Here is a 24,918-nt window from a genome sequence, read left to right on the forward strand (position 1 = left end):
CTGACCGAGCTTCTGTTCCGCGATGACAGCTATCTGACCGAGGCCGAGGCCGAGGTCACCGCCCATACGCCCGAGGGCGGCATCGTGATCTCCGCCTCGGTCTTCTACCCGACCGGCGGCGGCCAGCCCGGCGACAGCGGCGTGATCGAATGGGAGGGCCAGCGCCTGCCGATCGCCACCGCGGTCAAGGTCGAGGAGGGCGGCGTGGCCCTCGTCCCCGGCGCGCCGCTGGGGCTGCCGCCGGTAGGGGCGCGCATCCTGCAGCGGATCGACTGGGACCGCCGCTACCGCCACATGCGCGTCCACACCGGCCTGCATCTTCTGTCGGTGGTGATCCCGCTGCCGGTGACCGGCGGCCAGATCGGCACCGAACGCGGCAGGCTCGATTTCGACATGCCCGACCCGTCCGGCGACCTTGCCGCGCTGGAGGCCAGCCTGAACCGGCTGATCAACCGCGACCTCGCCGTGACCGAGACCTGGATCACCGAGGCCGAGCTGGACGCCAACCCGGGCCTCGTCAAGACCATGTCGGTGCGCCCGCCGCGCGGGCAGGGCAGGGTGCGCCTGATCCGGATCGGCGAGGGCGCGGGCCAGATCGACCTGCAACCCTGCGGCGGCACCCATGTCGCCCGCCTGGGCGAGATCGGCCGCCTGACCATCGGCAAGATCGAGAACAAGGGCCGCCAGAACCGCCGCGTCACCATCGCCCTGGCCTGAAGCCACCCGCGCGCCTGAGCCCCAGCCGCTCCCGACAGGCCCCCGCTCGCCCGGCCCCCGCGCGCTGGCCACCCCGCCTTGTCAGCGCCATGCCCCTCAGACAGCCCCCCAGACAGCCGCCAGACAGCCTTCGGACATCCACCTCACGACCCTCCCTGCGCCAGCCAACTCCAAAACCGCAATCCCCCGCTTTTGGCCCCACTTTCCTCACCGAGCCCCTTGCATCCGCCATCTTCCCCCGTGTAAACACCCGGCCAACGGACAGGTGGCCGAGTGGTCGAAGGCGCACGCCTGGAAAGTGTGTAGGCGGGGAACCGTCTCGAGGGTTCGAATCCCTCTCTGTCCGCCACTTGCCCTGAAGCAAACTTTCTTCGATCTGCCCGCTGGCGGATTTTTATTGTTATATTCGGGGGTTATAGGCGGAAAGCTGAACACTGGCCCTTCTGCCGTGTTGCTCAAAACGTCTCTCTCTGGCCGCTTTCTCTCTGAAGCTGATGACTGTGCTGAATTAGTGTTCAGCTTGCAAGTCATTGGCTTCAAATGTTATTGTGAGATTGCCAATTTGATCGTTTGTGATTTGCGTTTGGGGTGAGAACGGTACCGGCATCCAACTTTTGAACTTGATCGGGGCTCGGCCTGTCGGCTGCTGCGCCCCGCGAAGCTTTTATCTTACTCCCGCCGTCTAGACCAAGAATGGCAGCTTACACCAAGCAGCGGGGCGTAGTCCTGGTGCCGATCTCGCAAAATGCTTTCGCATTGTTCGGGGAGGGCATGGCGCCAGCGCGGAACGCAAGGTCGAGAGTTTTGGAAGCGTGCACGTCTATGATACCTGCGCTTTGCGCCAAGCGCGGCGGCCGCTGCGCGCGAGTTCGCATTCCACCCCAATCAAGCGGTCACCGAAGAGCCTGACGGCGCGTTGCGCGTCTTGTTCACCGCGAGCGGGTGGGTGGAGATGGCCTGGCATCTTTACCAGTGGGGCGACAGCGTCGAGGTGATCGCCCCGGCCGAACTGCGGGAGTTGGTGAAAGGGCATCAGCGTGGGGATGTGCGGGTGTTGCCGTGAGGGGATCAAACGAACGTTGACAAGCTGCCACTTGAGCAAAGGATTGCAGCCAGATCAGACCGGTTAGCCAGAGTTGTTCTTTTCCAGTTATCGCCCGCTAGCTATCATGTCCTTGGGCCAAAGCCCGTCTCCCTCCCACTTGGAAAGCGAAATGAGTACGAATACCCATCTCCGGCCGCAGCTCGACGCTTACGCGCGGCTTGCCAACCCCGGTTTTGCCCTTCTGATGGATGCGCCTTGGGGGGCGGGTAAAACCCACGCGCTGAAGCAATGGCTGTCGGACAAAAAAGATGCCCTTTACGTCAGTGTCTACGGAGCGAAAGGCTCGGGAGAGATAGAGGAGGCCCTGTTCCAGGCCCTCCTCGAACGTAGAGATATTAAACCGCCCCAGGGCGTTACTCAGATGCTCGACGGTTTCGCAGAGAAATTCACCGGCGCGAAAGTCGATCTGACTGGTGCGTTTCGACGGTCGGTAATGAAAGACCTCCCTCGGGTTCTCGTCTTTGATGATCTCGAACGGGCAGAAATGCCCTTGCCCGAACTTTTCAGCGCAATCAACAGGTTTGTTGAGCATGAAGGCCGAAGCGTAGTTCTTCTCGCAAACCAAGCCGAACTTCGCGGCAAAGACATTGCCACATATGAAAGGACGAAAGAAAAAGTAATCGGGCGTATCCTTACAGTTGCTCCCGACGTCAGCGCAGCTGTCGAAGGTTTTCTTGCTTCAATGGAAAAGGATGAAGAGCAGCTTTCAGCATGCGCATTACTGAAAGCTGAGAAAGACATCCTGTCCAGCGTCTTTGAAACCTCTCAGGCCTTGAATCTGCGGTTGCTCCGATACGCGATGCTGGAATTCGCGCGGGTTTTTGAGCGAATCCCTGCAGAACTGAGAGAAAACAAGGACGGAATGCGTTATTTGCCTGCTACCTTCGTTGCTCTTTCGATCTCATTCCATGGCGGTGAAGGGCTTGGTATCGAAGTGTTAGGACAAGAGAGAGGCTGGGCACGCGCAGTTTGGCAAGTTAATGGCCAAAAGGGAGACGCACCTCCGAAGTCTCCGCTTGAGACTCTGCAGGAGCGTTTTGGCGAACATCCGTACGTCCGTTTGCACAGCCAAGTGATTTCGGCTGAACTTGCGGTGGCGTGGATTGGGAAGGGGCATGTGGCCGATGATCTTCTTGGTAGTGAACTGAGAAAATCTGCTGTCTTCAGGACCAAAGACCCGGAGGCTTGGCAGACCCTCTGGTGGTGGATGAAACGAACAGACGCCGAGATTGAAGCTGCACTAGAGGCCGTGAAGAAGCAGCTTTCCGACTACGAGTTCCGCGATCCTGAGGTCATCATGCATTTGGCCGGGATAATGCTAACGTTGGCCGATGTTCAGATTGGATGGGACTCGCGGGAGTCCGCGCTGCAAGCTATCTGCGCATATCTAGTGGCGTTGGAAAGCGATAACCTGCTTCCAACGGACTTGCCAAAACGACGGTGGGGTGGTGTTCGTTTTGACACAGGGGCATTCGGCCTGGGCTTTCACCAGAATGAATCCAAGGAATTTCATGCTATCCGAAAGAATCTGCTTGAAGCATTGGATCGTGCCTTCTGGCGAGCAAATCCGGATCGCCTTAAAAAAGTCTTCGCCCTTGCTCAATCCGACGCTGTGGCTTTCGCCGAAATGATTAACAGCCACGGTCGCCGGAATGGCCTTCCAAACTACGCTCATGAACCGATTTTTGTCGATGCTGACCCGGTAGAGGCCGCGAAGATGTTCTTCTCGTTGGAACCGGAAATTATGCACGAAGTTCTCGGCCCGTTCGAACATAGAGTGCCGCGCTTGGAAAGGGAGTTTGATGCCGAGGGCTTTGCCAATCGTTCGGAAAATGAATGGCTCCTTCGGGTCCGGGAAGCAGCGCTCGACCTCGCATCTCAAGCAACGCCAATTCGAGCGGCGCAAATTCGAATGGCGATTAAATGGCATCTAGCGTTCTTGGACAAAAGCGAAGAAAATTTGGACGACAGCGACAATGCCCAGCTGAGACTACGGTCAGACTGAACGCCTTAAATTAACTATTATAGGCGATAAAGTTTCTTGAAACGTCAGGAGTCTATGCTTCCGCAAGAGATATCTCCGACCTAAAAAATGTTCCAATATCTAGCTGAGCGTTAGTTTCCTGTCCAAAGGATTTGTTTACGCCTATCTGGCCCTCCCATTCAACCTTGGAAGATGCGATGGTTCTCTCTATCGTGGTCCGCTCAAGCATTTCCTCTAGAGCAGTCATCTTCACGCCTTGCTGGATGTTCACCCGCACAATTGCCTTTCCAGAAACAAGAATCGGCTTTGGAAGCTCAATGCTCATCTCGCGTCCAATGTAATGCCCATCAAAAAGAACGGTGCGCTGACGCATGGTATTTAGCTCGTCTTTTGCCCTTGCGTCTCTATCCCTTACTTGCTCCTTACGGAGACTTTCGGCAGAAGATGTTTTATAATACGTCACATCTGGTCGCGAACCTGTAGGAGAGGCAATGACTCCAGCTGTTGCTTCGAAGCCCGCGAGCCGAAGAGCCTTTGCTGCGACAGCTCGCGTTGCGCTGTCATCGGCCAATTCCATATCGCTCTCCTTCAGTTTGAATGGTTCTTCAGATGTAGGATCAGATATTATCATACGAGTCGGCTCTCCCATTTCCAAACCGATCTGAAGCGCGCTGACTAAACGTTGCCCAGTATAATTTGGAGGAAAAATTATGGATCGCTTTTGTGCAATACCTCCTGTAGCTGGTGGCCCGTAGCTTCCAATTTGCTTTTCTGCATAGTCGCCATTTGACTGCGTTCCCTTGCACTCAATTATATGCCAAACGCTGTTTGTATCTCGAGCAACGAAGTCGGGAGTCTTGTTCGGTCCGCGCTTCTTTACGCGATTCTGAGTGGCACCGACTGATGCTCCAACCCTCTGCATGAAATATCTGCCATCTAAAATTCTATCCAAAAAAAACTTCTCACCGAGCCAAAGCATCGGCACACCCATGCCGAAGTCATCACTCAGAATTGTTTTTTGATGTGCATCCAAATCCGCAAAACTTTGCGTCAAACGCATATCATTTTGATCCGTGATGGCTGCAAGATACCTTACCCAGGCCCAAAACTCACTAAGAGATACGCCAGTCGACGAGATCGGAGTTGTAAGGTAACCAATTTTCAGCAGCATCGAAGGGAAGTTCATAGTCCAGGTTGCTGTGCCTCGATGAAATGATGGTGGGAATGCCGGCAGACCGCCTGCCGGAGGCCAGGTGTTGTCTCTTACCTCTACATTCAGTGTGCGATCCACAAATCTAGTCCTTATTTCGGTACTCAGACCCACTATGGGACGTGAGGGCGGGCGAGGCACCCTAGCGCAGAGTTATAGTAACAGTATGCCTCGGGTTGAAAGACATTCCCGCTCTCGAGAGTTACTGCGGAGGGGTGCTTTCACCGCTTTGACAGCGGACCCACGTAAATCGAGTTATCCATGCGACCAGGTAATAACGTATCCAGTGGCCGCGCCGCCGACTAGTTCTTCGGTAGACGGCAAACCAAATCGAAAGGGAGACGTCGGCTCGCCTGGTTTCACTGTGCCAGTACTCAGATGCGAAAAAAATTGATCATACATGTCGAATCTTGGAGCGGTTCACATCAACGCCACATCAAACCGCGAATGCATGTTTCGCTCCGAGTCTGCTGCCCAACGTCGCCGAAAATGGCCTGTTGCAAGCATGAAAATTGCGATGGATCAGAGGCTTGGCGCATAAGTAGTTGAAATGCCTAAGCTATTGGAATCGCTATGGTTTTGGCTCATAACCTGAAGGCCGCAGGTTCAAATCCTGCCCCTCGTAACCAAATTATCACAATATATCAGAGGCTTATAGCCTGACCTAAACAGTCAGGCTTTGTCGTTCGCATTTTGTGTCAACGCCATGTCAACGTTTTGAGAGTCGCGCAGAAAAGCGGCGGCGGAAGCGCACTTCCACCAACGTTGAAACCATCGCCTTCCCCTGCTATATGACTCAGTCATACCAAGGAGGCGAAGATGACCGTCAAGACCACCCTCAGCTTTACCGACCGCCATCACCACTTCCTCTCGGAAAAGGTGGGGCAAGGCATCTTCGCAACGCAGAGCGCCGCTGTTGCGGCCGCGCTGGAGCAGATGATTCAGGACGAGGAAGAACGAGAAGTAGCCCTCTCGGCTCTCGGGAAGGAAATCCGCGCTCGGCTGGAGACGCCCCGCACAATGTTCATCGACCAAGACGACGCGTTCGCCACTGCTCGTGGCACCATAGGCGCGGCTAGTGGGGCGTGATCTACCGGATCAGGTTCCACCCTCTCGTCTCCCGTGACCTCGACGCCGTTGCCCAATGGATCATCGACTATGCAGGGCCGGAGGCGGCGGCTCGTAAGTTGGCCGAGATCGAAGCCGCCATCGCCACACTGAAGACCACGCCGCATAAGGGCAGCATGCGAGATGAAACCGCCCCTGGCCTCCGCGCCATCCCGGCAGGCCGGAAGGCCGTGGTCGCCTTCCTGGTTGACGATGACGCGAGCGAAGTGCCGATTTACGCGGTAACCTATGGCGGCGCGGATTGGATCGGACGCACCGGCGGGCGTCGACGATAATTGCTGTTGAGTTAGTTCCATAAGCTTCGATGCAAGCATGCCACTGCCAACGCTCTATGGTATGAGTTGCGGCCAAATCACTAGGAAATTCCATGAGCCTGAGAACGCAACGACAAGGACAGATCGGGGTCAATGCAGTTGAAAAGATCGTTCTCGCGGAATGGAATGCTCGATGGCAACCTCTGGAAGCGCACAACGATGACGCAGTCGACGGCCTTATCTTCTTAGAAAGAGACGGCGAACTATCTGGTCAAATTATTTTTACGCAGGTCAAGTGCGTCAAAGCCAAAAAGCGAAGTGACGGCAAGCTCGCCGTTTCAATCGCAGCAGATCAGCTAGCAAGGAATTTGGCCGCTTGGCGGAAAGTTGTCGGCGCCGCAATCGTTGTGCTGGTCGACCCGGAAGACCTACGTGCGCGGTGGGTGGACATCAGGCCCAGTGACGCGAGAACTTCAGCTCAGATCCTTGTGCCCGAAGACCAAATGTTCGACAGTCGGGCGAGGAATTCGATTAGTCAGTTGTGCGGCACATTAAGTCAAGATTTGCAGGCTCAGAAGATCCACACTTTCGCCGGAGACTTTCCTCATCTCCGATGCTCAGAGCATGTCCAACAAGCATCCCGAAGCATCTACAAGTCCATGGCGCAGACACCCACGACCCTCGGGCGCAACGGAGAGCGTGTTCATTTTGACCGTGAAGGTTGGCGGCACATTACCAGACCCGGCCGTAGTGAGCTCTCCAGATACCAGAGCTTCGTATTGCTTGGAGCAGCCCGCAAAATTATCGAAGAGTGCGTCACTCCGCTAGATAATCTCGGCAGCAGCTTCGGCGACGATCGTAACTGCCGTTTATTTCAGATCGATAGCATGGTGACTTTTCCGTTCCGGCAGACGGGACTAGTTCGCCTGATCTTGAGGAAGTCGATGCTTGAACCCGTTCCGGAGCAGAAGCTCAAATTCTGGACCATTTACGAGCCGCGACGCAAACTTAACGGGATGGGTGTGCAAGAACCACGACGCCCATAAACCCTAAGGCTGCGTGGGGCTCTGAGTAGCTCTTGCACACTTGCGGTTCTTAGCCCAACTGGCTGACTTTTTCCACCAAAAAGGACGGGGGATGGTCGAACAGCCCAGCGAGTTCGTTCATCACCAGGCAGCACCGACCTTGGGCTTCCGCACCTCGAAACGGCGGACTATCAAAATCCATACTTCTCTCTGCGAAGATTGAACGCTGCCGCGCCGCCTTCCATGATGCGTTTTATCGCCTCACGTATATCGGGTATGTCGATGGCCCCTTCTCCGGCAATCTTGCCACCGGATTGGTCCCCAGCCTTGCGATACTCGCACCAAGCAACAAGTTCGGCATCCCCATTGACGACCAGATTGGCATTGTGGCTTACGAAAATCAGCTGACGCCGTTTTTTCGCGGCCCATATCTGCTCAACAATTTCCTGCATAACTGGATTGTCCAGATCCTCTTCCGGTTGATCGATGAGAAGGGGCGGCCCTGCCTGGTTCAACAACGTGCGCAACAGCGCGGTCGCTTGTTGGCCTGACGATGCATTGGAGAAATTGATGTATTCCCCTTCGCGCGAACGGTACTCGAAACGGGGCTCACTGGTAATTTCAGTCAGGGATAGTGACAGCCAGTCATCCGGAGTCAATTTGCTGGCAAGTTTTTCGCAATCCGCCTTGGTCGCGCCTGCGCTTGTAAGGATCGGCGTTTCGGGCAGATGTTCCGTGGAATCCTTTGCGGGATCGAAGTTCGCAAGTGTTTCCAGGTCTTCAAGTGTGCCTATCCAGGTGCGATGAGGATCTTCCGCATTAAGTACAGATTCGGCGATCTGTTCGATCCGGTCTTTGCGGATTCCCGATCCGCTCAGCCGCTCTCTCATCAGGTCGGAGAACAGGTTGGCGTTTGAATATCTGCGAACGATAGCCCGGATTGCACCACCGGAGCGCTCGGTCAGGGCATCACACTGAGCTTGGATCAAGGCATCGCGCTGTCTTCTGAGATCGTGAAGCTGATCTTGTTCAGCTTTGAAGGATTCGCCTGCTTTCTGGAGCGACAACAGTTCGTCCGACAGACGAGTGAGCTCTCGCTGAAGTGCCGCAACCTTTGCCTCAAGCTCTTTCATCTGCTCCATGCGGTCCTTGTGAGCAGACGATTTTTCCAGTGCGGTAGAATAAGATTGGCGGTAAGCCACCAGCCGTGCGTTCCAAGCCGACCACTTACTGCCGTCTCTCTCCTCTGTGGCCCGATCAATTTTTAGCCTTGCACCGCGAAGCGCATCAGCGATTTCAGCGACTAACACACCATATTCGGCAGACAATTCCTCTACGAGCGCTTTTTCGGGAAACTCTTCAGGCAGTTCGGTGAGTTCTCCTCGCACTTCACCGCCAGCCAACTCAAGCAGTTGATCAATGCGTGTACCTGCATCTATGAGACGATGCCTGCGCGCGTCGACGGCCTGTTCGGCGCGATCATATTGCGAGCTTAGATCAAGGAGAGACCGGTCCTCTTCTGCAAGGCCGCCCAGTGACGCCCTTATCTTGGAAGCCTGTTCTTGGTATGAGCGCACCTCTAGCGCCACGCGGGCAGCGTCCTTTTCGATGGCCTTCTGGCGCTGTCTCGTGGAATAGCTCTTGCGGAGCTTCTCGCTTTGTTCTCCCATCTGCCTCTCAAGTTGACCGAGTTCGGTTCGGATGGGGGCGGAGATAAATCGTGCGAGTTCGTCCAGCCTTACGCTGACGTTGCTGAGTTGCTTCTGGCTGTAGGCTTGAACAGGAAGAAGCGTGCGTACTTCGTTCTCTGAACATGGCCGCAATTCATCGTCTCCGACCTTGATCTGGACGATCCCATCTTTGCTGGACCTTCGCACAGAATGCGGCACGCCGTTCAAGGTGAACGTGACATCAACGGTCGCCCCTAGAGGCTTGAGAGTGCCCTCAATTAGCCGCGAGCGGCGAGCCTGATAGTCCGGGGTATCGTCATCGCTCCCAGCAGGAGGCTGGTCACACAACGCCCAGCGAAGATACTCAAGGATCGTCGACTTTCCCGTGCCACGACCGCCGATCAGTGCATTGTACTGGGGATTGAAGGCAAGCTCCAAAGGACCGAGAAAAGAACTGTTCTGAACGCTGATCGACGTTATGACGATTGATGGGACGCTCGGCTCTGAGTCTGAAATCCGTGACTCTTGGGCAAGGCATGCTTGGCGCAGCGCCTCCGCCGTAGGGCTGGCCCATTTGATCCAGGAAGAGTGTTTACCGAGGTCAGCGTGATCTTCGCGCCGGTTGTCTGAAGTCTGGATGCAGGCTATCCGCTTGTTTCCCCAAGCCTTTTCTTTTCCGGCAATGATATTAAGGGTGCCCGGTTTCAAGCCGTCTCTTGACCCATCCAAATAGCCACCCACGCAAGGCATATCCTTGTATTTGGGAGCCATGCCGCTGCGGAGCAGCGAGAATTTCCCTTCGCCGCTGACATTGGGAAGAATTATGTAGCGATCCTTTAGCCAGCTATGTTCGTCCAGCTTAATCTTTAGGGCTTTTAAAGAGTCGATGTGGTCAAGCCGTTCTGTCTGAATTGTCTTTGCTTCGTTTGGTGGGGCAGAAGTAATCGTCAATGCTGTAAGGACGGCGTCAAAGCGGTTGTCCTCGAAATCCGCGTCAAGCAATAGGATGGCTTGGCAAGGCACTGCGAGCGTCAATTCAATTCCCGGAAAGACGACGATACGGTCGCGACCCTGCAAAGGGCTCCCCATTGCATCGGTTTCCTGTAAAGCGGCCTGCCGGACAAATGGAATAAATGCCATGTCGTGGTGGTCGGTGACTGCAATTGCGTCGAGACCCTTTTCCCGGCACGCTGCGATGAGCGATGTGGCGTACTCTGCGCGCTCTTCATCGGTGACGCGCGCCTGGCCCGTCCATTGGCGATCCCTGGGGCTGTGAACTTGGAAGTCGCAGCGGAAGAAATGTGCACCTTTGTCCGCGCTGCTTGTCAGTTCGCCGCTCATCCTTCGGTCTCCAATTCCTGGCGCAATCGATTATCTTCATGGTCGTCACGCTGACCTCAGCGATGCAATGGGAAATTTTGATCTTACCCAAGGTTGTCTGCCTTCTTGCCCTCTCCAGCGTCGTCCTTCAAGCTTTGCAAAGGGTCAAATCCTCACTGGCCGCACAAATAGGTGACTGCCGCAGTCGGCCACCGTCCATTTTCCGGTGTTCGGCAGTCAGCCAAACTGGTTATTCGCCCGCTATTGGGTTAAGGTTTGCTTGTCTCCTGGCACTGCTAATGGGGAACGCAGGACAAGTCGACTCGCTGGCGCATGCTGGCCGTCATCCCCCCAAGTTTACCTCCTCCGTTTGTCGGCGACAGACCAGACCGCCGAGCCGATGGTCAGAAGAGCGCCGATCACCGGCTCAAGGTCGGAGGCCTGGACAAAGCCCTTGGCCACCAGCGCGGTGCCCGAGACAGTCATGATTTGGCGGATGAGAGCGAGGATTGCAGGTTTCAGCATGGCGTTCTCCAGTTCACATTTCATTGGTGGTGATGAGGAATTCGCCCGGCCTCATGGTCGGCAGGCGCTGGGGGTGGGGTGGGAAGGTGGCGGGCCAGCGCGCGCCGAGCAGGCGGGATTTGGCGATCCGGGCGATGGTGACGGCATCGGACTGGTTGCCGCCAAGGACGTAGAAATGCGTGTCGTCCTGACCAAGGGCGAAGCCGATATGGCCGCCTGGGCCTCGTTCGAAGATCAGGACTGCGCCGGAGACCGGCTTGGTGTCCTGGCAGAACTCGAACCAGTTGCGGGCCTATCGGGGCGGTGCTTAGACCACGGAGAGATTGCTCATGTGAACAGGGTTGTTGGCCGCCGTTGCGCCAATCATGTTAAGGCTCGATGAGCAATTTAGGTTTCTTAGTCAAAATCTGCGCGGCCCAATCCACCGGAAATGGCTCCAGAAGTTCCGCCAGCCCCAAGTCGCACTGCCCAACAACGATCCCTTCAACGATCTCCGGCGCGAGCAAGGTCATCCGCATGACCCGCGTCATGTATGAAGGTGCAATCTTCTCATGAGCCGCGAGATCGCCGATGGTGGCGAAGGCACCCGACTCCAGCATGCGCTTCCAGCGGAAGGCTCGGGCCAGCGCCTTCAAGACGGTGTTTTCAACCCGCGGTCGCTTGGGCTGGGTGCCCGCGGGGATGATCACTTCACGGCGGCCACCTCGCTTGCGGACGGAGAAGGGCACCAGGACCGTCAGGGTCTCTGGTACAGGGCGGATCATGCAGTTCTCTCCACTACGGGGACCATTTCACGTGCCAGTCCGGTCAATCCATCCATGCGCAGTCTGAGGTTCAGCCCATCTGACCTGAGGTCGACGCGCTCGACGAGAAGCTGGACGATGCGCGCCTGCTCGGCCGGGAACAGTTCGTCCCAGAGGGGATCCATTTGCAGCAAGGCAGCGCGGGCATCGGACTCGGTGATGTCGCTTTCCATTTCTTTTGCCGCCTTCCAAGTGCCGGCAAGGATTTCAGGCTGGCGGAATACGGCGCGCAGTTGCTCGATGACGGCGGCCTCGATCTCGGCGGCTGGCACCCGACCGATCGGACAGGCCCCAGCACCGTGGCGCAGGATGGTCTGACTGACGTAGTATCGGTAGAGCCTGATGCCCTTCTTGGTATGGCTGGGTGAGAAGGCCGCACCATCCGGACCGAAGAGCAGGCCCTTGAGCAGGGAAGGGGTCTCAGCGCGCGTATTGGCGGCACGCTTGCGCGGGCTCTCGGTCAAGATCGCATGAACCCTGTCCCAAACTTCACGGTCGACGATTGCCGCATGCTCGCCGGGATAGCTCGTTCCCTTGTGTACGGCCTCGCCGACGTAGACGCGGTTGTTCAGGAGCCGGTAAAGGAAGCCCTTGGTGATCAGCTGGCCCTGCTTGGTTCGGACGCCTGCTGCCTTCAGATCTCGGACCAAGATGGTGCCCGAGCCGATTTCAACAAAGCGGGAAAAGATTGCCCGGACCTGCTGAGCCTCGGTTTCGTTGACCAACAGCTTGCGGTCTTTGACATCATAGCCAAGGGGTACTGGGCCACCCATCCACATGCCCTTCATCCGGCTGGCGCGGACCTTGTCGCGGATGCGCTCTGCCGTCACCTCTCGTTCGAACTGGGCAAACGACAGCAGGATGTTCAGCGTCAGCCGCCCCATGGACGTTGTGGTGTTAAACGACTGCGTGACGCTGACAAAAGTCACGCCGTTCCGGTCGAACACCTCGACCAGCTTGGAAAAATCCATCAGCGAGCGGGATAGGCGGTCGATCTTGTAGACGACCACCACGTCGACCAGCCCATCCTCGATATCTGCCAGCAACCGTTTCAGGCCGGGGCGTTCCAGCGTGCCTCCCGAGACGCCGCCATCGTCGTACTGATCGCGCACCAGTGCCCAGCCCTCGGACCGCTGACTGGCGATATAGGCCTCGCATGCCTCGCGTTGTGCATGCAGGCTGTTGAACTCTTGCTCCAGCCCTTCTTCTGAGGATTTTCGGGTGTAGACGGCGCAGCGTAGTTTGCGCACCAGCTTGTCGGGTTTGACTGAGGCGTTCATGCTGCCCTCCGGTGGTTCTTCAGCCCGAAGAAGACCCAGCCGTTCCAGCGGGTGCCGGTGATGGCGCGGGCGATGGCGGAGAGTGACTGGTAGGGCCGGCCTTGCCATTCGAAGCCGGCCTGAAGCACGGTGACGACCTGCTCGACGCCTTGCCAGTCGCGGATGAGCCGCGTTCCCGCGATCGGTTTCAGATCTGTGCGGATCCGGCTTTTCTTGCGATCGCCACCATCCAGTTCCTCGCCGAGGGCTTCCAGCCGCCGGATGGTCTCAGGCTTCAACCCGCCATAGGCCAATTCCTGAAGGCGATAGGCGAGACGGCTTTCCAGATAGCGGCGGTTGAACGGCGGCGGTTCGGTCGCGAAGAGGTCGCGCCATTGTTGTTTCAGGTCCGGCGTCGGGGTGGTCTTCAGCGCCGCCAAACGCGCAGGGATATGATCGGTCGTCATGCGGTTCTCCAGTGAGTTGCATGGTGACTACCGCTCTGGTCGGGCGGGAAGTGAAGCGAGCTTTCTCCAGTGCAGCCAAAGAGTTGGCTTGCATTGCGCTGCTTCAGACGGATCAGGCCGAGGGCCAGGATCTTGCACAGCGCCTCGCGGCGTTCGCGCGGTGACATGAGGTTGGGAGAGAGGGGATTTGAGCCGGACATAGCAGACCTTTCGAGATCATCTGCCAGTCAAAGGCCAAACTGATCGGCGGAATGGGACACAGTTCACAAAGAAATGCTCAGGCGGAATCCGTTTGTAAAACCGCAGCGATTGCCCCAGCATTCACCCAAAGGCTGAAATTCATTCAGAGCAGGATTGGGTATGGCGCGCAAACGAATTAACGATTTTCCCCGGCTTAAGAAGGTCGTGGATCATGTGCCGGCCGATTGGGTTATGATCCTCGTCAAACAAGCGAATCCCGCCCGACTTGAAGGACAGCCAAGCGACGCAGCCGACGTTCCGCCTCCTGCCGATCCGCAAGATCTTGCAACTGTTATTGAGTCGCTCCCAGCCCAGTGCTTGAAGAACGCCGAACTGGTTGCCGCGTTTATTCTCGATCAGGCTGAAGCTGTGCCTGATAGGCTGGCAGAATTGATGGCGCCGGAAGCTCTGTCTCAGGAACAATTGGCTGACTGCCAGAATGGTCATGCTGAAATCGCGCGCAGCGCTTGGCGCTATCTCTTCGCTCGGTCGTTCTTTGACCGAGTGGACCGCACGCACCGTTTACGCAATTTCCGTGATGTGACACGGCTCTTCGACACATTCGGTCTCTCGACGCCGCGTCCTTTTGCGGGAGACACCTTTGACTGCTCGGCCCTGGCACAGAAACTCTCAGAGCAACTTGAACTGTCGGAAGGCTGCGAAGTGACGGCCTGACTAGACCCATTGTCGGAGGGTGAGCTTGAAAGGTGGGTTGTCGCGATTACTACCGCAGGTCAATTCACCAGCGTCAGGACCTATAAGAAAGGCCATGGGATCGATCAACTCACCTACCTGCCGGCCCGGGAAATCGTCCTCAGCTACGCGCCCGCGGCGGGACTGATTGAAATCTGTTCTGAGGACAGGATGCTGCGGAAGAAGATCGCGGAGACATTTGCGTTCAGAGTGCTCGGCGTCGATCTGAAGAGCGATCCCCTCAACTGGAAGGTGTTCAGCCTCTGGCCTCTGCGCAATTCCTTGCACCTCGACGCACCGGCCCATCTCTGCGATCAGGTCAAGGAGGTGTCCGTTGTGGAGTTTGGTGTTTCGATGGGCACCAATGGCCAATCCCTGACCCTTAGAACCCGGGCAGGCAAAGAGGCTGAACAACTTGCACCGCGCATCTTGGGGGCTGCCAAAGGGTTGCCCGGTTCTGGCCGGATCACGCACGCAAAGATCCATATTGAATACTTGAAAAGGGGCAACGGCAAGTTGTCGAGCTTCGGCATGACAGTTTCGGGCAAGAACAGCTGTTCCATCGCCAACCAGCGGGAACCGGAAAGGCGAAATATTGGCGAGGCGCTTCTCGCGCATTGGAGGATCATGGAGCGCTTCCGTGACCTGCGTCAGGAAGAATTTTCGATGCAGATCAGGCCACTGCTCAAACTTCTCGACCACGGGGCACTCGTCGATCGCGACACTTTGGGATATTTCGGTGCCAATATCGCAATGCTGTCTCAGGCGGCGCTGATCCGCCGCAGGGGTCTGGAGGACATCCGCCTAACCGAGGAGGATGGTCCCATACAGTCCGGCGAAATTGGTGTTCTTAGAGCTGACGGCACGCATGAGGTCAATGCTGCCGATGGAGCGCCCGCCGCAACAGTCCACGCGGATTTCGTCGAGCAATACGATATCGACGTCGAGCGCATCGTGCAGAAGTTGGCGGAGTTTCTCTCGCCCCTTCAGCGAACCGGGAAAATCGTAAGGGAGGCAGAGCGGATCTGGCGTCTCGGTCAAATTCTCGTCGATGGTCGCTCGGTCCCGGTCTGGCTTGCGTCTGGACTTGGCGACGTTGGGATCTGTGGGGCGGTCAACCGGCACCTGCGGGGGATGCCGAATCTGGTGAATGGAGTCGTGTTCGCCGCCGGAGATGCTCCGTTCACCAGCCTTGCCACACATCCGCTCATCGCGCTCCAATCCTGCTTGATAGATGATGACACCAGCCCTGAAATCGATCCTGCTGCAGTAGCGCAGAGCTATGCGCGTGAACTCGTTCAGGCAAAAGCGGGGGAAGCCGTCGTCTTCAAGAAATGGAAGGCGGGACTTGCTCAACTGATCGTACCTGGGCAACAGGCATGGTTGGTGGACAGCGCCGCCAGGGTCACCATTGTCGAAAACCTGGTAACTGCATTACGCGAAGGTGCGCCTGGTCTTTCGTTAGCTGATACCATGATGGGAACAAAAATGGCCCATCCACAAAATGCCTTTGGCAAAGAGTGGAAAGAAATCAACGGGAAGTACATACATTCCGCTGGCCGCGGCCTTTGGGCCATTGCGACATAGAAGCAGCGGCAACTGAGAACCAACTGAATTTGGGTCACTGACGCACTCAGATTCGCCATGACAATTCAATGGCTCCTCCAACGATAGGAGCCTTTCATGGCCAATTTGAACTTTCCCGTCCTGCCTTCCCGCTCCACCACCCCGAACCGTCCGGCACCGGCGGGAGCCGACTGGCGCTGCCTTGAATGCAACAAGCTGCTCGGCGTCCGCCGCGGCGGCAAGCTGCATGTCCGCATGCACGGTCACGAATATCTGGTGACCCTTCCGGTCGAGGCAACCTGCCGCGGCTGCGGCACCTTCAACCGCACCTGACTATCACGGGCGCCCAAGTGGCGCCCGTTTCGCATTTCCCGATCCCCTGAAACCCAGAGCCCCCGTGAGGCGCCAGACGCCCGGCCGAAAGGCTGGACATCATGCGCACCTCATGGTCCGCGTTCCATCTGCAATTCCTCACTTTTTGTCACCGGCGTTCCGCAGAACAGTTGTTCCAGGCGATGCAGTTGCGTCATGCAGTCTTGGCCGATGCGCCCTGCATCGATGCGCTTCTGGAGCGGCAGCATGGTGCAGTCGTCCCGTCGGCGCTTCGGCATCCTGTCGTGCGTGCACTCGCTGTCGAAGTGCAAACCAATGGCCCTGCCTCGGAACTGGCCGCCATCATCCTGATCCTGACGCTCTGGCCGGGGCTCGATGCTGTGCGGAACCGTCTCTGGCGGGACTGGCCGCAAGAGCGTGAAGAGCTGGCCGACGAAATCCTCGGGCATATCGCGATTGGAATTCGCCGCCTGGACCTTGCTTCGGTACAGAAAGTTGCCGCAACGCTGATCATGAACACCGAGCGTGATCTCCGACGTGCCTTTCTGGATCGGAAGGCCCAGCGGCGCATCGAATTGCCGATGTACGACCGCCTTCATGTGGTAACGGCGCCCGCCTTTGAGGATGGCGCATTTGATGTCGATACTTTGCGCGACCGCCTGTACCCAATCCTCGGACGCGAAACCGGCCTCTTCCTGCGCATGATGATCCTTGGCGAGACCCAGGCTGAGGCGGGACTTGCCCTCGGCCTCTCTCATGGGGCGGCGCGCAAGCGGCATCAGCGTGCGATGACAAAACTCACCGCCATTCAAAATAATTCGTCCGACCTGTCCCATTCCAGTTCGCCGATTGGCCTTTGACCTGCAGATGCCCGCGAGTTCGGGCCATTGGAGGGTGAAAGCATGGATGATGAACCGGACTACGAGAAGCTGCCCGGCTACTACCGGGCCTGGGATTTGGCGCAAGTTGTTCTGGCCGGGCGCAAATACCGGATTGAGGACGTGGGCGTCATGGCGGACGGCGGGGCGCTCTTCGCCGTTTACGTGGCTCTGGCGCAGGCGCTGCACTAAATGGAAGCCCCTGATCCCCAGGCAGCCATCCTGCCGCCCCGGCTGACGCGGGAGGAACTGGCCCGGTTCTGGCGGGTCAGCATCCGGACAATTGAACGCCGCGAAGCCGTGGGTGTCGGTCCGTTGCCGATCCGCCTCGGCGGTCGGGTGCTTTACCGCCTCGAGGATGTGCTGGCCTGGGAACAGGCTCAGATCAATGGCTCCGGGGCCTAGATGGATCAGGCGGGATCCCAGCGGGACCTGCCGGAACATGACGATACGACCGACAGGGGGGCCGAGCGCCGCCCCGACGGCATTTGTGCGCCCACCTTCGCCGAGGTGGCGCTGAAGCTGCTGGATCAGGGCTATGAGCCCTTGCCGATCCTTCCGGGTCAGAAGCGCCCGGCTGTGAATGGCTGGACAACAGTCCGCATCGATGAGGCTCAGGTCGAGAATTGGTGCTGCGAGTTCGGCCATTGCGGCGTGGGCATCAGGACTGGCCGTTTGGTGGGGATCGATATCGACCTGCTCGACGTTGATCTCGCGCATCAGGCCACCGAGATCGTGAAGGCTCGGCTCGGCCCGTCGCTTTTGCGGGTCGGACGCTGGCCGAAGCGCCTGTTGCTTTACCGGACAGGAGACCCGTTCGCCAAATACAAGGTCGGCAAGATCGAGATCCTGGGCCAGGGCCAACAGTTTGTGGCCTTCGGCATCCACCCCGACACCGGGCACCCCTATGACTGGCCGTTGGGCGAAAGTCCGCTCGGCGTGAGCCTCGACACTTTGCCGCTGGTCGACGAGTTGATGATCGAGGCCTTGATTGCGGAACTGCAGCCGATTGCCGGTGCCGGCCCTACTGGGTCGCGACGGGGCGGCGGCGATGCGGGCGAGGGCCAGACCCGGGATGCCAACGGGCTGGTCACAGATGGCCGCGACGGCTGGCTCTCCATCGTGGCATTCCATGCCGTGCACGACGCGCTCGACCGGGGCGATGAACTCGACGAGGCGGCCTTGGGAAAAATCGCCTGGGCGCGGTTCGAGGCGACAACCGACCTGTCACGGCCGCGACAGGATGGGCATCAGGCCTATGGACTGCGCGATGCGGTCCGGAAGGCCCGCGACAAGATCAGGCTGCACCGCCAGGTTCAGTTGCCGGACCGGCGCAAGGCAGGGGTCGAGCCAGAAGACGTGCCACCGTCACTTGAGGTTGACGAGGCCAGGCAGGAACTGGATGCCCATCTGGGCCGGGCCATGGCGACGACGGAAGCCTGGGTTCGAGTGGCGGGCATGGAAGAGGCTCCCCGCCTTGGAATTCGCGCCACCGTTGGCCTGGGCAAGAGCACGGCCGCGCGGCGCCACATCGCCGGTCTGGTGCAGAAACTTGCAGCCGATGGCTTGCCGCATCGGATCCTCAATCTGGTTCCCTCGCTGGAGCTTGCCGATGAGACCGCCGCAGCCTGGGTCGATCTCGGCGTCAATGCCGTTGTCCTGCGCGGCTATGAGCGGCAGGACCCGGTCACGCGAGAACCGATGTGCCGTGACATTCTTGCCGTCAGGGCGGCACTCGCGGCAAGGTTCGACATTCATTCCTCCGTCTGCGCTCGTGGCGGAAAACACCAATGCCGGATGTTTGCGACCTGCGCCAAACAGGCCAATCGCAGGGCCGTGGCCGAGGCGCCGGTGGTCGTCGCGGCTTACGACACGATGTTCACCGGCTTTGCCGGGGACACACAGGACTTCGCCTTGGTCTTGGTAGACGAGGCCTGCTGGCGGAGAAGCTATGAGGCGGATGAGGGGTTGACCGTCGAGGCCTTGCCCTATCTCGGGATCACGGGGGTGTCGGGATCGCGCAAGCAGGATCGTCAGGGTGGCAAAAGCGCCGATTTGGTTGTGGCACGCCAGCGACTTTCGGCGGCCTTGGCAACGTTGCCTGAGGGCGAGGTTCTGGCCGCAGACCTGAAGCGCCAGGGCATCGATACGGCTTTCTGCCGGGAGGCCGTTGCTGCGGAACACGAGGCCCTGCCTGCGGCACATCTGCGCCCCGGACAGGGCTCTCTCGAGCGCAAGGAGGCGATGGATTGCAGCCAGCGACGCGGGTTGGGCCTCCAGATCATCGGCCTCTGGAATGCGCTCTGCGGCCTCCTGGCGGGGCAGGACGGGGCCCAAAGCAAGGTCTGGCTTGGCGGTATGGGCAAGGATGGTCAGCGACCGATCCGCATCTATCGCAGCAAGCCTATTGCGGGTGAACTGACGCGCCTGCCGCTGCTGCATCTGGATGCCACACTCAGGCCAGACCTCGCGCAAGTCGTTCTGCCCGGGCTTGAGGTCAGCACGGCGGAGGCCCATGCCCCGCATCAGCATGTCAGGCTGATCAGCGGGAGCTTTGGCAAAGGCAACCTCTGTCAGGACCCGCGTGCCGGCGCCGCCGAAAACAATCGTCGCGCCAACCGCCTTCAGGAATGCGTCGATTACGTCCGTTGGCACGCCCTGCGCCATGTCGGTGGCCGGATCCTCGTCATCACCTACCAGGCGATCGAGGCGGCCTTCGAAGGCATCCCCGGCGTCGAGACGGCACATTACAACGCCGTGGCGGGCCTGGATGGCTGGGGTGATATCTCTGCGCTGTTCCTCATTGGCCGCCTGCTGCCGCCGTCGGATAGTCTGAACGAGATGACCGGCGCTCTGTTCGACCAGTCAGTGCAGGGCAAATATACGGCGCGGGATGTCGGAGTTGTCCTTGAGAACGGTCGCTCCTCTGGCATCCGTGCCATCCGTCACACCGATGCGCCTGCCGAAACCATACGCGCCGCCATCTGCGATGACGAGGTCATGCAGGCACTTGGCCGCGGTCGCGGGATCAACCGCAGGGCCGACAATCCGGTGGAGGTACATCTGATGGCCGATGTCGCGCTGCCCATCGCCTATGAGCGGGTGCAGGCGTGGGATCTCGTCTGCCCGGATATCATCCAGCGTATGCTGTTGTCGGGGTTGGCTGTGGACAGCCCGGCAGATGCGGCAAGGCTGCATCCGGACCTGTTTGGCACAGCCAAAGCCGCAGAGCACCTGTTCGCACGAGCCGGATTTAACCCCCATTTCCCTATAGGAGATACTTATAGGGAAATGGGGGTTAAATCGGCTGCCTACCGCATTGGTGGGCGCGGTCGAGGCTGGCAGCGCGCCTTCTGGATTGCTGCCAGTGCGCAGGAGGCGCGGGTCTGGCTCGAGGCCTCGCTCGGGCCCCTGGCCGAGTGGTTACCTGATAGGGTCACCTAATTTGTGCGAGCGGATGCGACAGGAAGGATATTCGGCCGACTGCAACCCGTCGCTACCAAAGTTGAATCTCCGCTCTACCTCCCCCATGCAACCCGGTCACGGAGCATTCAATGATCCTCTACGCCATCACCGCCATCATCTTCCTCGCCCTCGACGCGGTCATGCTGACCATGGTGATGAAGCCGCTCTTTACACGACATCTCGGCGCCGCGATGCGCGACAGCCCAATGTTGGTGCCAACGGGTGTGTTCTACCTGGCCTATGTGGCCGGCCTTGTATTCGTCGTTTCTGCTCCTGCTTTGCGTGACTCTGCGCCGATGCGGGCAGCGCTGCACGCGGCAGTGATCGGCGCGATCGCCTATGGCACCTATGAATTCACATCCATGGCGATCATGAAGGATTGGTCCTGGGCGATGGTCGCCACGGACACAATCTGGGGTGCGATGCTTACCGGCTTCGCCGCTTGGGCGGGCGTCACACTCGTGTTGAGATTCGATCTTTGACAGACAGCGGTGAACGGGAGCTGCGCACCGATTTCGGCGCGAGTTGTGGTCGGGTCATAAGGCCTGGCGGTAAATTCAAAATCTCTTTCCAACGGGCTCGAGAAGAATCCCGTTCCAAGACCCTCATAAATATCGTGCAGTGAGACCTTGGCTGCGAGCTAGTCATGCGGTGTCGTGTCTTGTCGTTAAATGTCATAGATACAATGCGTTAGCTTGATGATATACTGCTCCTGCGGCCAGATTTTCTGCAGAGTGGAGGCGGGCATGGACGGGGCGAACCAACTGGCAATCACCTACCGCCCGATCGGCGATCTGATCCCCTATGCCCGCAATGCGCGCACGCATGACGAGGGTCAGGTGGCGCTGATCGCAGGCTCGATCCGCGAGTTTGGCTTCACCAATCCGGTCTTGGTCGATGGGGCGAACGGGATCATCGCGGGGCATGGGCGGGTGATGGCGGCGCGCAAGCTGGGGCTTGGATCTGTGCCGGTGATCGAACTGTCGCATCTGAGTGAGGCGCAGAAGCGGGCCTATGTGCTGGCTGACAACAAGCTTGGCGAGCGGGCCGGTTGGGACCTGGAAATGCTGGCGCTCGAGGTGGGGGATCTGCAGAGCCTTGGGATCGACATGCTGGATCTCGGGTTTACCGGCAGGGAGTTGGACGATCTGCTGCGGGAAGCCGGAACCGATCCGCGTGAGGACGAGGTCCCGCCTGTGCCCGAGGTTCCGGTGGCAAGGGCGGGGGATCTTTGGCTGTTGGCGTCGCACCGGCTGATCTGCGGGGATGCCACCGAGGCAGCGACGGTCTCCGCTCTGAACGGGGCGATCCACCCGCATCTGATGGTGACCGATCCGCCTTATGGGGTTGAATACGATCCCGCCTGGCGCAACAAGGCGGGAGCCTCGGAGACGAAACGGGTTGGCAAGGTGCTGAACGACGACCGGGCGGATTGGCGCGAGGCTTGGGCGCTGTTCCCTGGTGAGGTGGCCTATGTCTGGCACGGGGCGCTCCATGCCGCCAAGGTGGCTGAAAGCCTTGAGGCTGCGGGCTTCAGCATCCGGAGCCAGATCATCTGGGCCAAGGAGCGGCTCGTTCTCAGCCGGGGTCATTACCACTGGCAGCACGAACCCTGCTGGTATGCGGTGCGCGACAAGGGCACGGGGCATTGGTCGGGTGATCGCAAGCAAACCACGCTCTGGTCGATCCCGAGCGGCTCCCAGGACAGCGAGACGGTTCACGGCACGCAAAAGCCGGTGGAGTGCATGCGCCGTCCGATCCTGAACAACTCGAGCCCGGGTCAAGTGGTCTACGAACCTTTCCTCGGCTCGGGCACCACGCTGATTGCGGCCGAGACCACCGGACGGATCTGCCATGCCATCGAATTGAACCCGGCCTATGTCGATGTGGCGATCCGGCGCTGGCAGGCCTTCACCGGGCGGGAGGCGCGGCTGTCCGGCAGCGATGCGCCCTTTGCAGAGGTCAGCGAAGAGCGCGCGGCAGAGGAGGTGGCGTGATGGCCCGTCCGCCCATGGAACTCACGCCTGCGCAGAAGGCCGAGGTCGAGACCCTCGCGGCAGTTCTGACCACCGAGCAGATCTCGGACTACTTCGGGATCGGTCGCCGCACCTTCTATGCGATGATGGAGCGGGATGAAGAGATCGCAGCACGGTATAAAAAAGGCAAGGCGCGGGCGATCGGGGCCATCGCGCAAGGGCTGATTGCCAAGGCACGCGGTGGCGATACCACCTCGATGATCTTCTACCTCAAGACCCAAGCCGGCTGGCGCGAGACGCAGCATCTCGAGATGACCGGGCAGGATGGCGGGCCCATCCAGACCAGCCACACCGGCACTGCGCGCCAGCAACTCCTCCTGCGTCTGAATGACCTGAGCCACAGACTGCAGCCCGCATCCACCCCAATAGCCATCTGCGCCCAGCCCGCGCTCCCCGATGCCATCCCGCTTACCGCCGAGAGGAGTCTCCCATGAGACGCCACGCCGCGCCGACGGTGTCAGGGCCCTTGTCGCTGTCCCAGTCTGAAGCGAAAGCCATTGACGCAAGGACTACGCAAGTCTTGCGCCAGGTGACCGACGTTCGCAATCGGATCAACGCGTTGATCGCGTCCAATGCGCGGCAGCCGGACAGCGACGAGACCTGAGGGGGGGGGGGCGGTCAGTCTCTGGGGGGATTGGCCATGGGACCGGCTGGGTCCTGCGCCTGACACACCCGCGAAATTGGCAGCCCGGTATTCCCATCGGCGGGCGGGTCAGGAACGGATCGGAACCAAGACATGACACGCGGCCGCAAGCCCAAACCCACCGCCCTGAAGATCGCCGAGGGCAACCCCGGAAAGCGCCGCATCAACGGGTCCGAACCCAAGCCTGCGGGCAGCCTGCCGGACTGTCCGGACCACCTCTCGGCGGAGGCCAAGGCCGAGTGGAACCGGATCGCGGTCAACCTCAACAAGATCGGGCTTCTGACGCAGGTCGATCGCACCACGATGGCGGGCTATTGCCAGTGCTACGGACGTTGGGTCGAGGCGGAACGCAAGCTCGCCGAGACGCCGGCGATCCTGCGCATGCCCTCGGGCTACATCCAGCAATCGCCCTGGCTGACGATCTCCAACAAGCAGCTGGAGTTGATGGCCAAATACATGGCCGAGCTTGGCCTGACCCCGGCCTCGCGCTCGCGCCTGGCCATCCAGATGAGCGACCGGCCGAAGCCCTGGGAGTTCGGCTCAGAGCAGGTCACTCGGATCGTCATCCAGCCGCAGTTCGTCAGCCCCAGAGCGCGCGAGGAAGAGGAGGCCGAGCGCATCATCGACGTGAGCGCTATTCCAGCACAGGATTCCGGATTTTAATTCAACGCCTTGGGCTACACTGCTCCCCACCTTCGATGTACACAACTGCGCAACGAACGTTAGGCAGTTATGAACACCGGGGAGTGTCAGGCCAATGGCGCAGAAGTTCATTGCTTATGAGCGGGTCTCGACGGCCCGGCAGGGCGCCAGCGGGCTCGGGCTAGAGGCGCAACGCCAGTCGATCGACAAGTTCGCCAATTCCCGGGGCGCAGAAGTCCTGGCACGGTTTACCGAAGTCGAGAGTGGCAAGAACCCCAACCGCCCCGAGTTGACCAAAGCCACCCTTGTCATCGCCAAGCTTGACCGGCTCAGCCGCAATGCCGCGTTCCTGCTCACACTGCGCGACAGCGGTGTCCACTTCCTGGCCGTTGATATGCCGGAGGCCAACGACCTGACCGTGGGCATCATGGCCCTCGTGGCTCAGGCCGAACGCGAGGCGATCTCCCGCCGCACCAAGGAGGCCCTCGCAGTGGCCAAGGCACGCGGAGTGAAGTTGGGCAACCCGAATGGAGCAGAGGCGCTCAGACGCGCTGGAAAGGGCGCTGTGGCCCTCAGGGAGGTGGTCTCGACTAATGCGGATAACTTCGCGGCAGAACTGACGTCGGTGCTGGCGAACATCCAGGCGCAGGGGCATATCACGCTCCGGGCCATGGCAGTGGAACTGAACCGACGGGGAATCCGGACAAGGCGTAAGCGGTGCGACGGCCCCGTGGTTCCGGGGCGAAGGTCTTTCGGGCATGCCGCCCTGCAACTGAGTTTGCAGGAGTTTGGCAGTGGAACACCAAAATGAGCACCGGATGGAGGTTCCCAGTCGCAAGGGAGTTTCGCGCATCGAGGTTCTGGATGGGCCAACCGGGCGGCGGCGTTGGCCGGATGATCTGAAGGCACGGGTTGTGGCCGAGAGCCTGGCTCCCGGGGCGCGTGTTTGTGATGT

The 24,918-nt window shown here is 59.2% G+C and carries 26 protein-coding genes and 1 tRNA gene; 21 read left to right on the forward strand and 6 right to left on the reverse strand.

The genetic code is table 11. The features are described 5' to 3' along the window. The 4 genes from AC1DZT_RS24050 (at position 1) to AC1DZT_RS24065 (ending at position 3,827) form a co-directional block, all read left to right on the forward strand. Entirely contained in the window at positions 1-717 is a 717-nt protein-coding gene (locus tag AC1DZT_RS24050; protein WP_478009212.1) for an alanyl-tRNA editing protein, read from the forward strand. A 259-nt stretch (positions 718-976) separates the two neighbouring features. After that, positions 977-1,066, forward strand: a tRNA-Ser gene (locus AC1DZT_RS24055). A gap of 480 nt (positions 1,067-1,546) precedes the next feature. After that, positions 1,547-1,780 (forward strand): WYL domain-containing protein, encoded by a 234-nt coding sequence (locus AC1DZT_RS24060; RefSeq protein WP_478009213.1) that lies wholly within the window; start codon positions 1,547-1,549, stop codon positions 1,778-1,780. A gap of 151 nt (positions 1,781-1,931) precedes the next feature. Continuing rightward, positions 1,932-3,827 carry a hypothetical protein gene (locus AC1DZT_RS24065; protein WP_478009188.1) on the forward strand — a complete coding sequence of 632 codons (1,896 nt, stop codon included), beginning with the start codon at positions 1,932-1,934 and terminating at the stop codon, positions 3,825-3,827. 52 nt (positions 3,828-3,879) lie between these two features. On the opposite strand, the gene AC1DZT_RS24070 is transcribed toward AC1DZT_RS24065, so the two are convergent. Next, positions 3,880-5,097 (reverse strand): hypothetical protein, encoded by a 1,218-nt coding sequence (locus AC1DZT_RS24070; RefSeq protein WP_478009189.1) that lies wholly within the window; start codon positions 5,095-5,097, stop codon positions 3,880-3,882. 738 nt (positions 5,098-5,835) lie between these two features. Between AC1DZT_RS24070 and AC1DZT_RS24075 the strand changes: the two genes are divergently transcribed. From AC1DZT_RS24075 to AC1DZT_RS24085, 3 genes are all read left to right on the forward strand, one after another. Then, positions 5,836-6,105 (forward strand): hypothetical protein, encoded by a 270-nt coding sequence (locus AC1DZT_RS24075; protein ID WP_478009190.1) that lies wholly within the window; start codon positions 5,836-5,838, stop codon positions 6,103-6,105. Continuing rightward, entirely contained in the window at positions 6,102-6,419 is a 318-nt protein-coding gene (locus AC1DZT_RS24080) for a type II toxin-antitoxin system RelE/ParE family toxin (protein WP_478009191.1), read from the forward strand. The genes AC1DZT_RS24075 and AC1DZT_RS24080 overlap by 4 nt, the downstream gene beginning before the upstream one ends. Positions 6,420-6,511: 92 nt before the next feature. Continuing rightward, positions 6,512-7,444, forward strand: coding sequence for a DUF4365 domain-containing protein (locus AC1DZT_RS24085; RefSeq protein ID WP_478009192.1), 933 nt, complete (start codon positions 6,512-6,514; stop codon positions 7,442-7,444). 170 nt (positions 7,445-7,614) lie between these two features. Here the strand turns inward: AC1DZT_RS24085 and AC1DZT_RS24090 are convergent, their stop codons facing one another. Then, positions 7,615-10,434 (reverse strand): TrlF family AAA-like ATPase, encoded by a 2,820-nt coding sequence (locus AC1DZT_RS24090; RefSeq protein ID WP_478009193.1) that lies wholly within the window; start codon positions 10,432-10,434, stop codon positions 7,615-7,617. Positions 10,435-10,770: 336 nt separating this feature from the next. Further along, complete coding sequence (locus AC1DZT_RS24095) at positions 10,771-10,938, reverse strand: Pam3-gp28 family putative phage holin (protein WP_478009194.1); 168 nt, start codon at positions 10,936-10,938, stop codon at positions 10,771-10,773. On the opposite strand from AC1DZT_RS24095, the gene AC1DZT_RS24100 reads away from it, so the two are divergent. Next, complete coding sequence (locus tag AC1DZT_RS24100) at positions 10,937-11,320, forward strand: hypothetical protein (RefSeq protein WP_478009195.1); 384 nt, start codon at positions 10,937-10,939, stop codon at positions 11,318-11,320. The two genes, AC1DZT_RS24095 and AC1DZT_RS24100, sit on opposite strands and share 2 nt — an antisense overlap. On the opposite strand, the gene AC1DZT_RS24105 is transcribed toward AC1DZT_RS24100, so the two are convergent. The 3 genes from AC1DZT_RS24105 to AC1DZT_RS24115 are packed head-to-tail and all read right to left on the reverse strand — an operon-like array spanning position 11,307 to position 13,467. Continuing rightward, positions 11,307-11,702: a hypothetical protein gene (locus AC1DZT_RS24105; RefSeq protein WP_478009196.1), complete on the reverse strand. Its 396-nt coding sequence runs from the start codon at positions 11,700-11,702 to the stop codon at positions 11,307-11,309. The genes AC1DZT_RS24100 and AC1DZT_RS24105 overlap by 14 nt on opposite strands. Next, a complete protein-coding gene (locus tag AC1DZT_RS24110; RefSeq protein ID WP_478009197.1) occupies positions 11,699-13,021 on the reverse strand; it encodes a recombinase family protein in 1,323 nt (440 codons plus the stop codon). The genes AC1DZT_RS24105 and AC1DZT_RS24110 overlap by 4 nt, the downstream gene beginning before the upstream one ends. Beyond that, entirely contained in the window at positions 13,018-13,467 is a 450-nt protein-coding gene (locus AC1DZT_RS24115; RefSeq protein WP_478009198.1) for a DUF2924 domain-containing protein, read from the reverse strand. The genes AC1DZT_RS24110 and AC1DZT_RS24115 overlap by 4 nt, the downstream gene beginning before the upstream one ends. Before the next feature lie 360 nt (positions 13,468-13,827). On the opposite strand from AC1DZT_RS24115, the gene AC1DZT_RS24120 reads away from it, so the two are divergent. The 13 genes from AC1DZT_RS24120 to AC1DZT_RS24180 all read left to right on the forward strand — a co-directional run bounded on the left by AC1DZT_RS24120 (position 13,828) and on the right by AC1DZT_RS24180 (position 24,774). Further along, positions 13,828-14,382: a hypothetical protein gene (locus tag AC1DZT_RS24120; RefSeq protein ID WP_478009199.1), complete on the forward strand. Its 555-nt coding sequence runs from the start codon at positions 13,828-13,830 to the stop codon at positions 14,380-14,382. Between the two features lie 9 nt (positions 14,383-14,391). Next, on the forward strand, positions 14,392-15,987 hold the full coding sequence (locus AC1DZT_RS24125) for a hypothetical protein (protein ID WP_478009200.1): 1,596 nt from the start codon (positions 14,392-14,394) through the stop codon (positions 15,985-15,987). 96 nt (positions 15,988-16,083) lie between these two features. Beyond that, on the forward strand, positions 16,084-16,299 hold the full coding sequence (locus AC1DZT_RS24130) for a hypothetical protein (protein WP_478009201.1): 216 nt from the start codon (positions 16,084-16,086) through the stop codon (positions 16,297-16,299). A 101-nt stretch (positions 16,300-16,400) separates the two neighbouring features. Next, a complete protein-coding gene (locus AC1DZT_RS24135; RefSeq protein ID WP_478009202.1) occupies positions 16,401-17,159 on the forward strand; it encodes a hypothetical protein in 759 nt (252 codons plus the stop codon). Positions 17,160-17,201: 42 nt separating this feature from the next. Then, positions 17,202-17,369 (forward strand): hypothetical protein, encoded by a 168-nt coding sequence (locus tag AC1DZT_RS24140; RefSeq protein ID WP_478009203.1) that lies wholly within the window; start codon positions 17,202-17,204, stop codon positions 17,367-17,369. Then, complete coding sequence (locus AC1DZT_RS24145; protein ID WP_478009204.1) at positions 17,370-17,582, forward strand: helix-turn-helix transcriptional regulator; 213 nt, start codon at positions 17,370-17,372, stop codon at positions 17,580-17,582. It begins immediately after the preceding gene. Next, positions 17,583-20,621: a bifunctional DNA primase/polymerase gene (locus AC1DZT_RS24150; RefSeq protein ID WP_478009205.1), complete on the forward strand. Its 3,039-nt coding sequence runs from the start codon at positions 17,583-17,585 to the stop codon at positions 20,619-20,621. It begins immediately after the preceding gene. Positions 20,622-20,731: 110 nt separating this feature from the next. After that, the gene (locus AC1DZT_RS24155) at positions 20,732-21,124 is read left to right on the forward strand and encodes a DUF2177 family protein (protein WP_478009206.1); all 393 of its coding nucleotides are present in this window, start codon (positions 20,732-20,734) and stop codon (positions 21,122-21,124) included. A gap of 264 nt (positions 21,125-21,388) precedes the next feature. Further along, the gene (locus AC1DZT_RS24160) at positions 21,389-22,639 is read left to right on the forward strand and encodes a site-specific DNA-methyltransferase (protein ID WP_478009207.1); all 1,251 of its coding nucleotides are present in this window, start codon (positions 21,389-21,391) and stop codon (positions 22,637-22,639) included. Beyond that, positions 22,639-23,112, forward strand: coding sequence for a hypothetical protein (locus tag AC1DZT_RS24165; protein ID WP_478009208.1), 474 nt, complete (start codon positions 22,639-22,641; stop codon positions 23,110-23,112). The genes AC1DZT_RS24160 and AC1DZT_RS24165 overlap by 1 nt, the downstream gene beginning before the upstream one ends. Continuing rightward, positions 23,109-23,282 carry a hypothetical protein gene (locus AC1DZT_RS24170; RefSeq protein WP_478009209.1) on the forward strand — a complete coding sequence of 58 codons (174 nt, stop codon included), beginning with the start codon at positions 23,109-23,111 and terminating at the stop codon, positions 23,280-23,282. The genes AC1DZT_RS24165 and AC1DZT_RS24170 overlap by 4 nt, the downstream gene beginning before the upstream one ends. Before the next feature lie 132 nt (positions 23,283-23,414). Further along, a complete protein-coding gene (locus tag AC1DZT_RS24175) occupies positions 23,415-23,984 on the forward strand; it encodes a phage terminase small subunit P27 family (protein WP_478009210.1) in 570 nt (189 codons plus the stop codon). A gap of 94 nt (positions 23,985-24,078) precedes the next feature. Beyond that, a complete protein-coding gene (locus tag AC1DZT_RS24180) occupies positions 24,079-24,774 on the forward strand; it encodes a recombinase family protein (RefSeq protein ID WP_478009211.1) in 696 nt (231 codons plus the stop codon). Positions 24,775-24,918 lie beyond the last annotated feature (144 nt).

This window comes from Rhodobacter sp. P1_C2, assembly GCF_056406375.1.

What these genes read in the sequence shown, in the direction of transcription:
- AC1DZT_RS24065 (WP_478009188.1), top strand. Translation starts at nt 1,932, where the DNA reads ATGAGTACGAATACCCATCTCCGGCCGCAGCTCGACGCTTACGCGCGG.
- AC1DZT_RS24075 (WP_478009190.1), top strand. Translation starts at nt 5,836, where the DNA reads ATGACCGTCAAGACCACCCTCAGCTTTACCGACCGCCATCACCACTTC.
- AC1DZT_RS24085 (WP_478009192.1), top strand. Translation starts at nt 6,512, where the DNA reads ATGAGCCTGAGAACGCAACGACAAGGACAGATCGGGGTCAATGCAGTT.
- AC1DZT_RS24090 (WP_478009193.1), bottom strand. Translation starts at nt 10,434, where the DNA reads ATGAGCGGCGAACTGACAAGCAGCGCGGACAAAGGTGCACATTTCTTC.
- AC1DZT_RS24100 (WP_478009195.1), top strand. Translation starts at nt 10,937, where the DNA reads ATGGCGTTCTCCAGTTCACATTTCATTGGTGGTGATGAGGAATTCGCC.
- AC1DZT_RS24095 (WP_478009194.1), bottom strand. Translation starts at nt 10,938, where the DNA reads ATGCTGAAACCTGCAATCCTCGCTCTCATCCGCCAAATCATGACTGTC.
- AC1DZT_RS24105 (WP_478009196.1), bottom strand. Translation starts at nt 11,702, where the DNA reads ATGATCCGCCCTGTACCAGAGACCCTGACGGTCCTGGTGCCCTTCTCC.
- AC1DZT_RS24110 (WP_478009197.1), bottom strand. Translation starts at nt 13,021, where the DNA reads ATGAACGCCTCAGTCAAACCCGACAAGCTGGTGCGCAAACTACGCTGC.
- AC1DZT_RS24115 (WP_478009198.1), bottom strand. Translation starts at nt 13,467, where the DNA reads ATGACGACCGATCATATCCCTGCGCGTTTGGCGGCGCTGAAGACCACC.
- AC1DZT_RS24120 (WP_478009199.1), top strand. Translation starts at nt 13,828, where the DNA reads ATGGCGCGCAAACGAATTAACGATTTTCCCCGGCTTAAGAAGGTCGTG.
- AC1DZT_RS24130 (WP_478009201.1), top strand. Translation starts at nt 16,084, where the DNA reads ATGGCCAATTTGAACTTTCCCGTCCTGCCTTCCCGCTCCACCACCCCG.
- AC1DZT_RS24135 (WP_478009202.1), top strand. Translation starts at nt 16,401, where the DNA reads ATGCGCACCTCATGGTCCGCGTTCCATCTGCAATTCCTCACTTTTTGT.
- AC1DZT_RS24140 (WP_478009203.1), top strand. Translation starts at nt 17,202, where the DNA reads ATGGATGATGAACCGGACTACGAGAAGCTGCCCGGCTACTACCGGGCC.
- AC1DZT_RS24145 (WP_478009204.1), top strand. Translation starts at nt 17,370, where the DNA reads ATGGAAGCCCCTGATCCCCAGGCAGCCATCCTGCCGCCCCGGCTGACG.
- AC1DZT_RS24150 (WP_478009205.1), top strand. Translation starts at nt 17,583, where the DNA reads ATGGATCAGGCGGGATCCCAGCGGGACCTGCCGGAACATGACGATACG.
- AC1DZT_RS24155 (WP_478009206.1), top strand. Translation starts at nt 20,732, where the DNA reads ATGATCCTCTACGCCATCACCGCCATCATCTTCCTCGCCCTCGACGCG.
- AC1DZT_RS24160 (WP_478009207.1), top strand. Translation starts at nt 21,389, where the DNA reads ATGGACGGGGCGAACCAACTGGCAATCACCTACCGCCCGATCGGCGAT.
- AC1DZT_RS24165 (WP_478009208.1), top strand. Translation starts at nt 22,639, where the DNA reads ATGGCCCGTCCGCCCATGGAACTCACGCCTGCGCAGAAGGCCGAGGTC.
- AC1DZT_RS24170 (WP_478009209.1), top strand. Translation starts at nt 23,109, where the DNA reads ATGAGACGCCACGCCGCGCCGACGGTGTCAGGGCCCTTGTCGCTGTCC.
- AC1DZT_RS24175 (WP_478009210.1), top strand. Translation starts at nt 23,415, where the DNA reads ATGACACGCGGCCGCAAGCCCAAACCCACCGCCCTGAAGATCGCCGAG.
- AC1DZT_RS24180 (WP_478009211.1), top strand. Translation starts at nt 24,079, where the DNA reads ATGGCGCAGAAGTTCATTGCTTATGAGCGGGTCTCGACGGCCCGGCAG.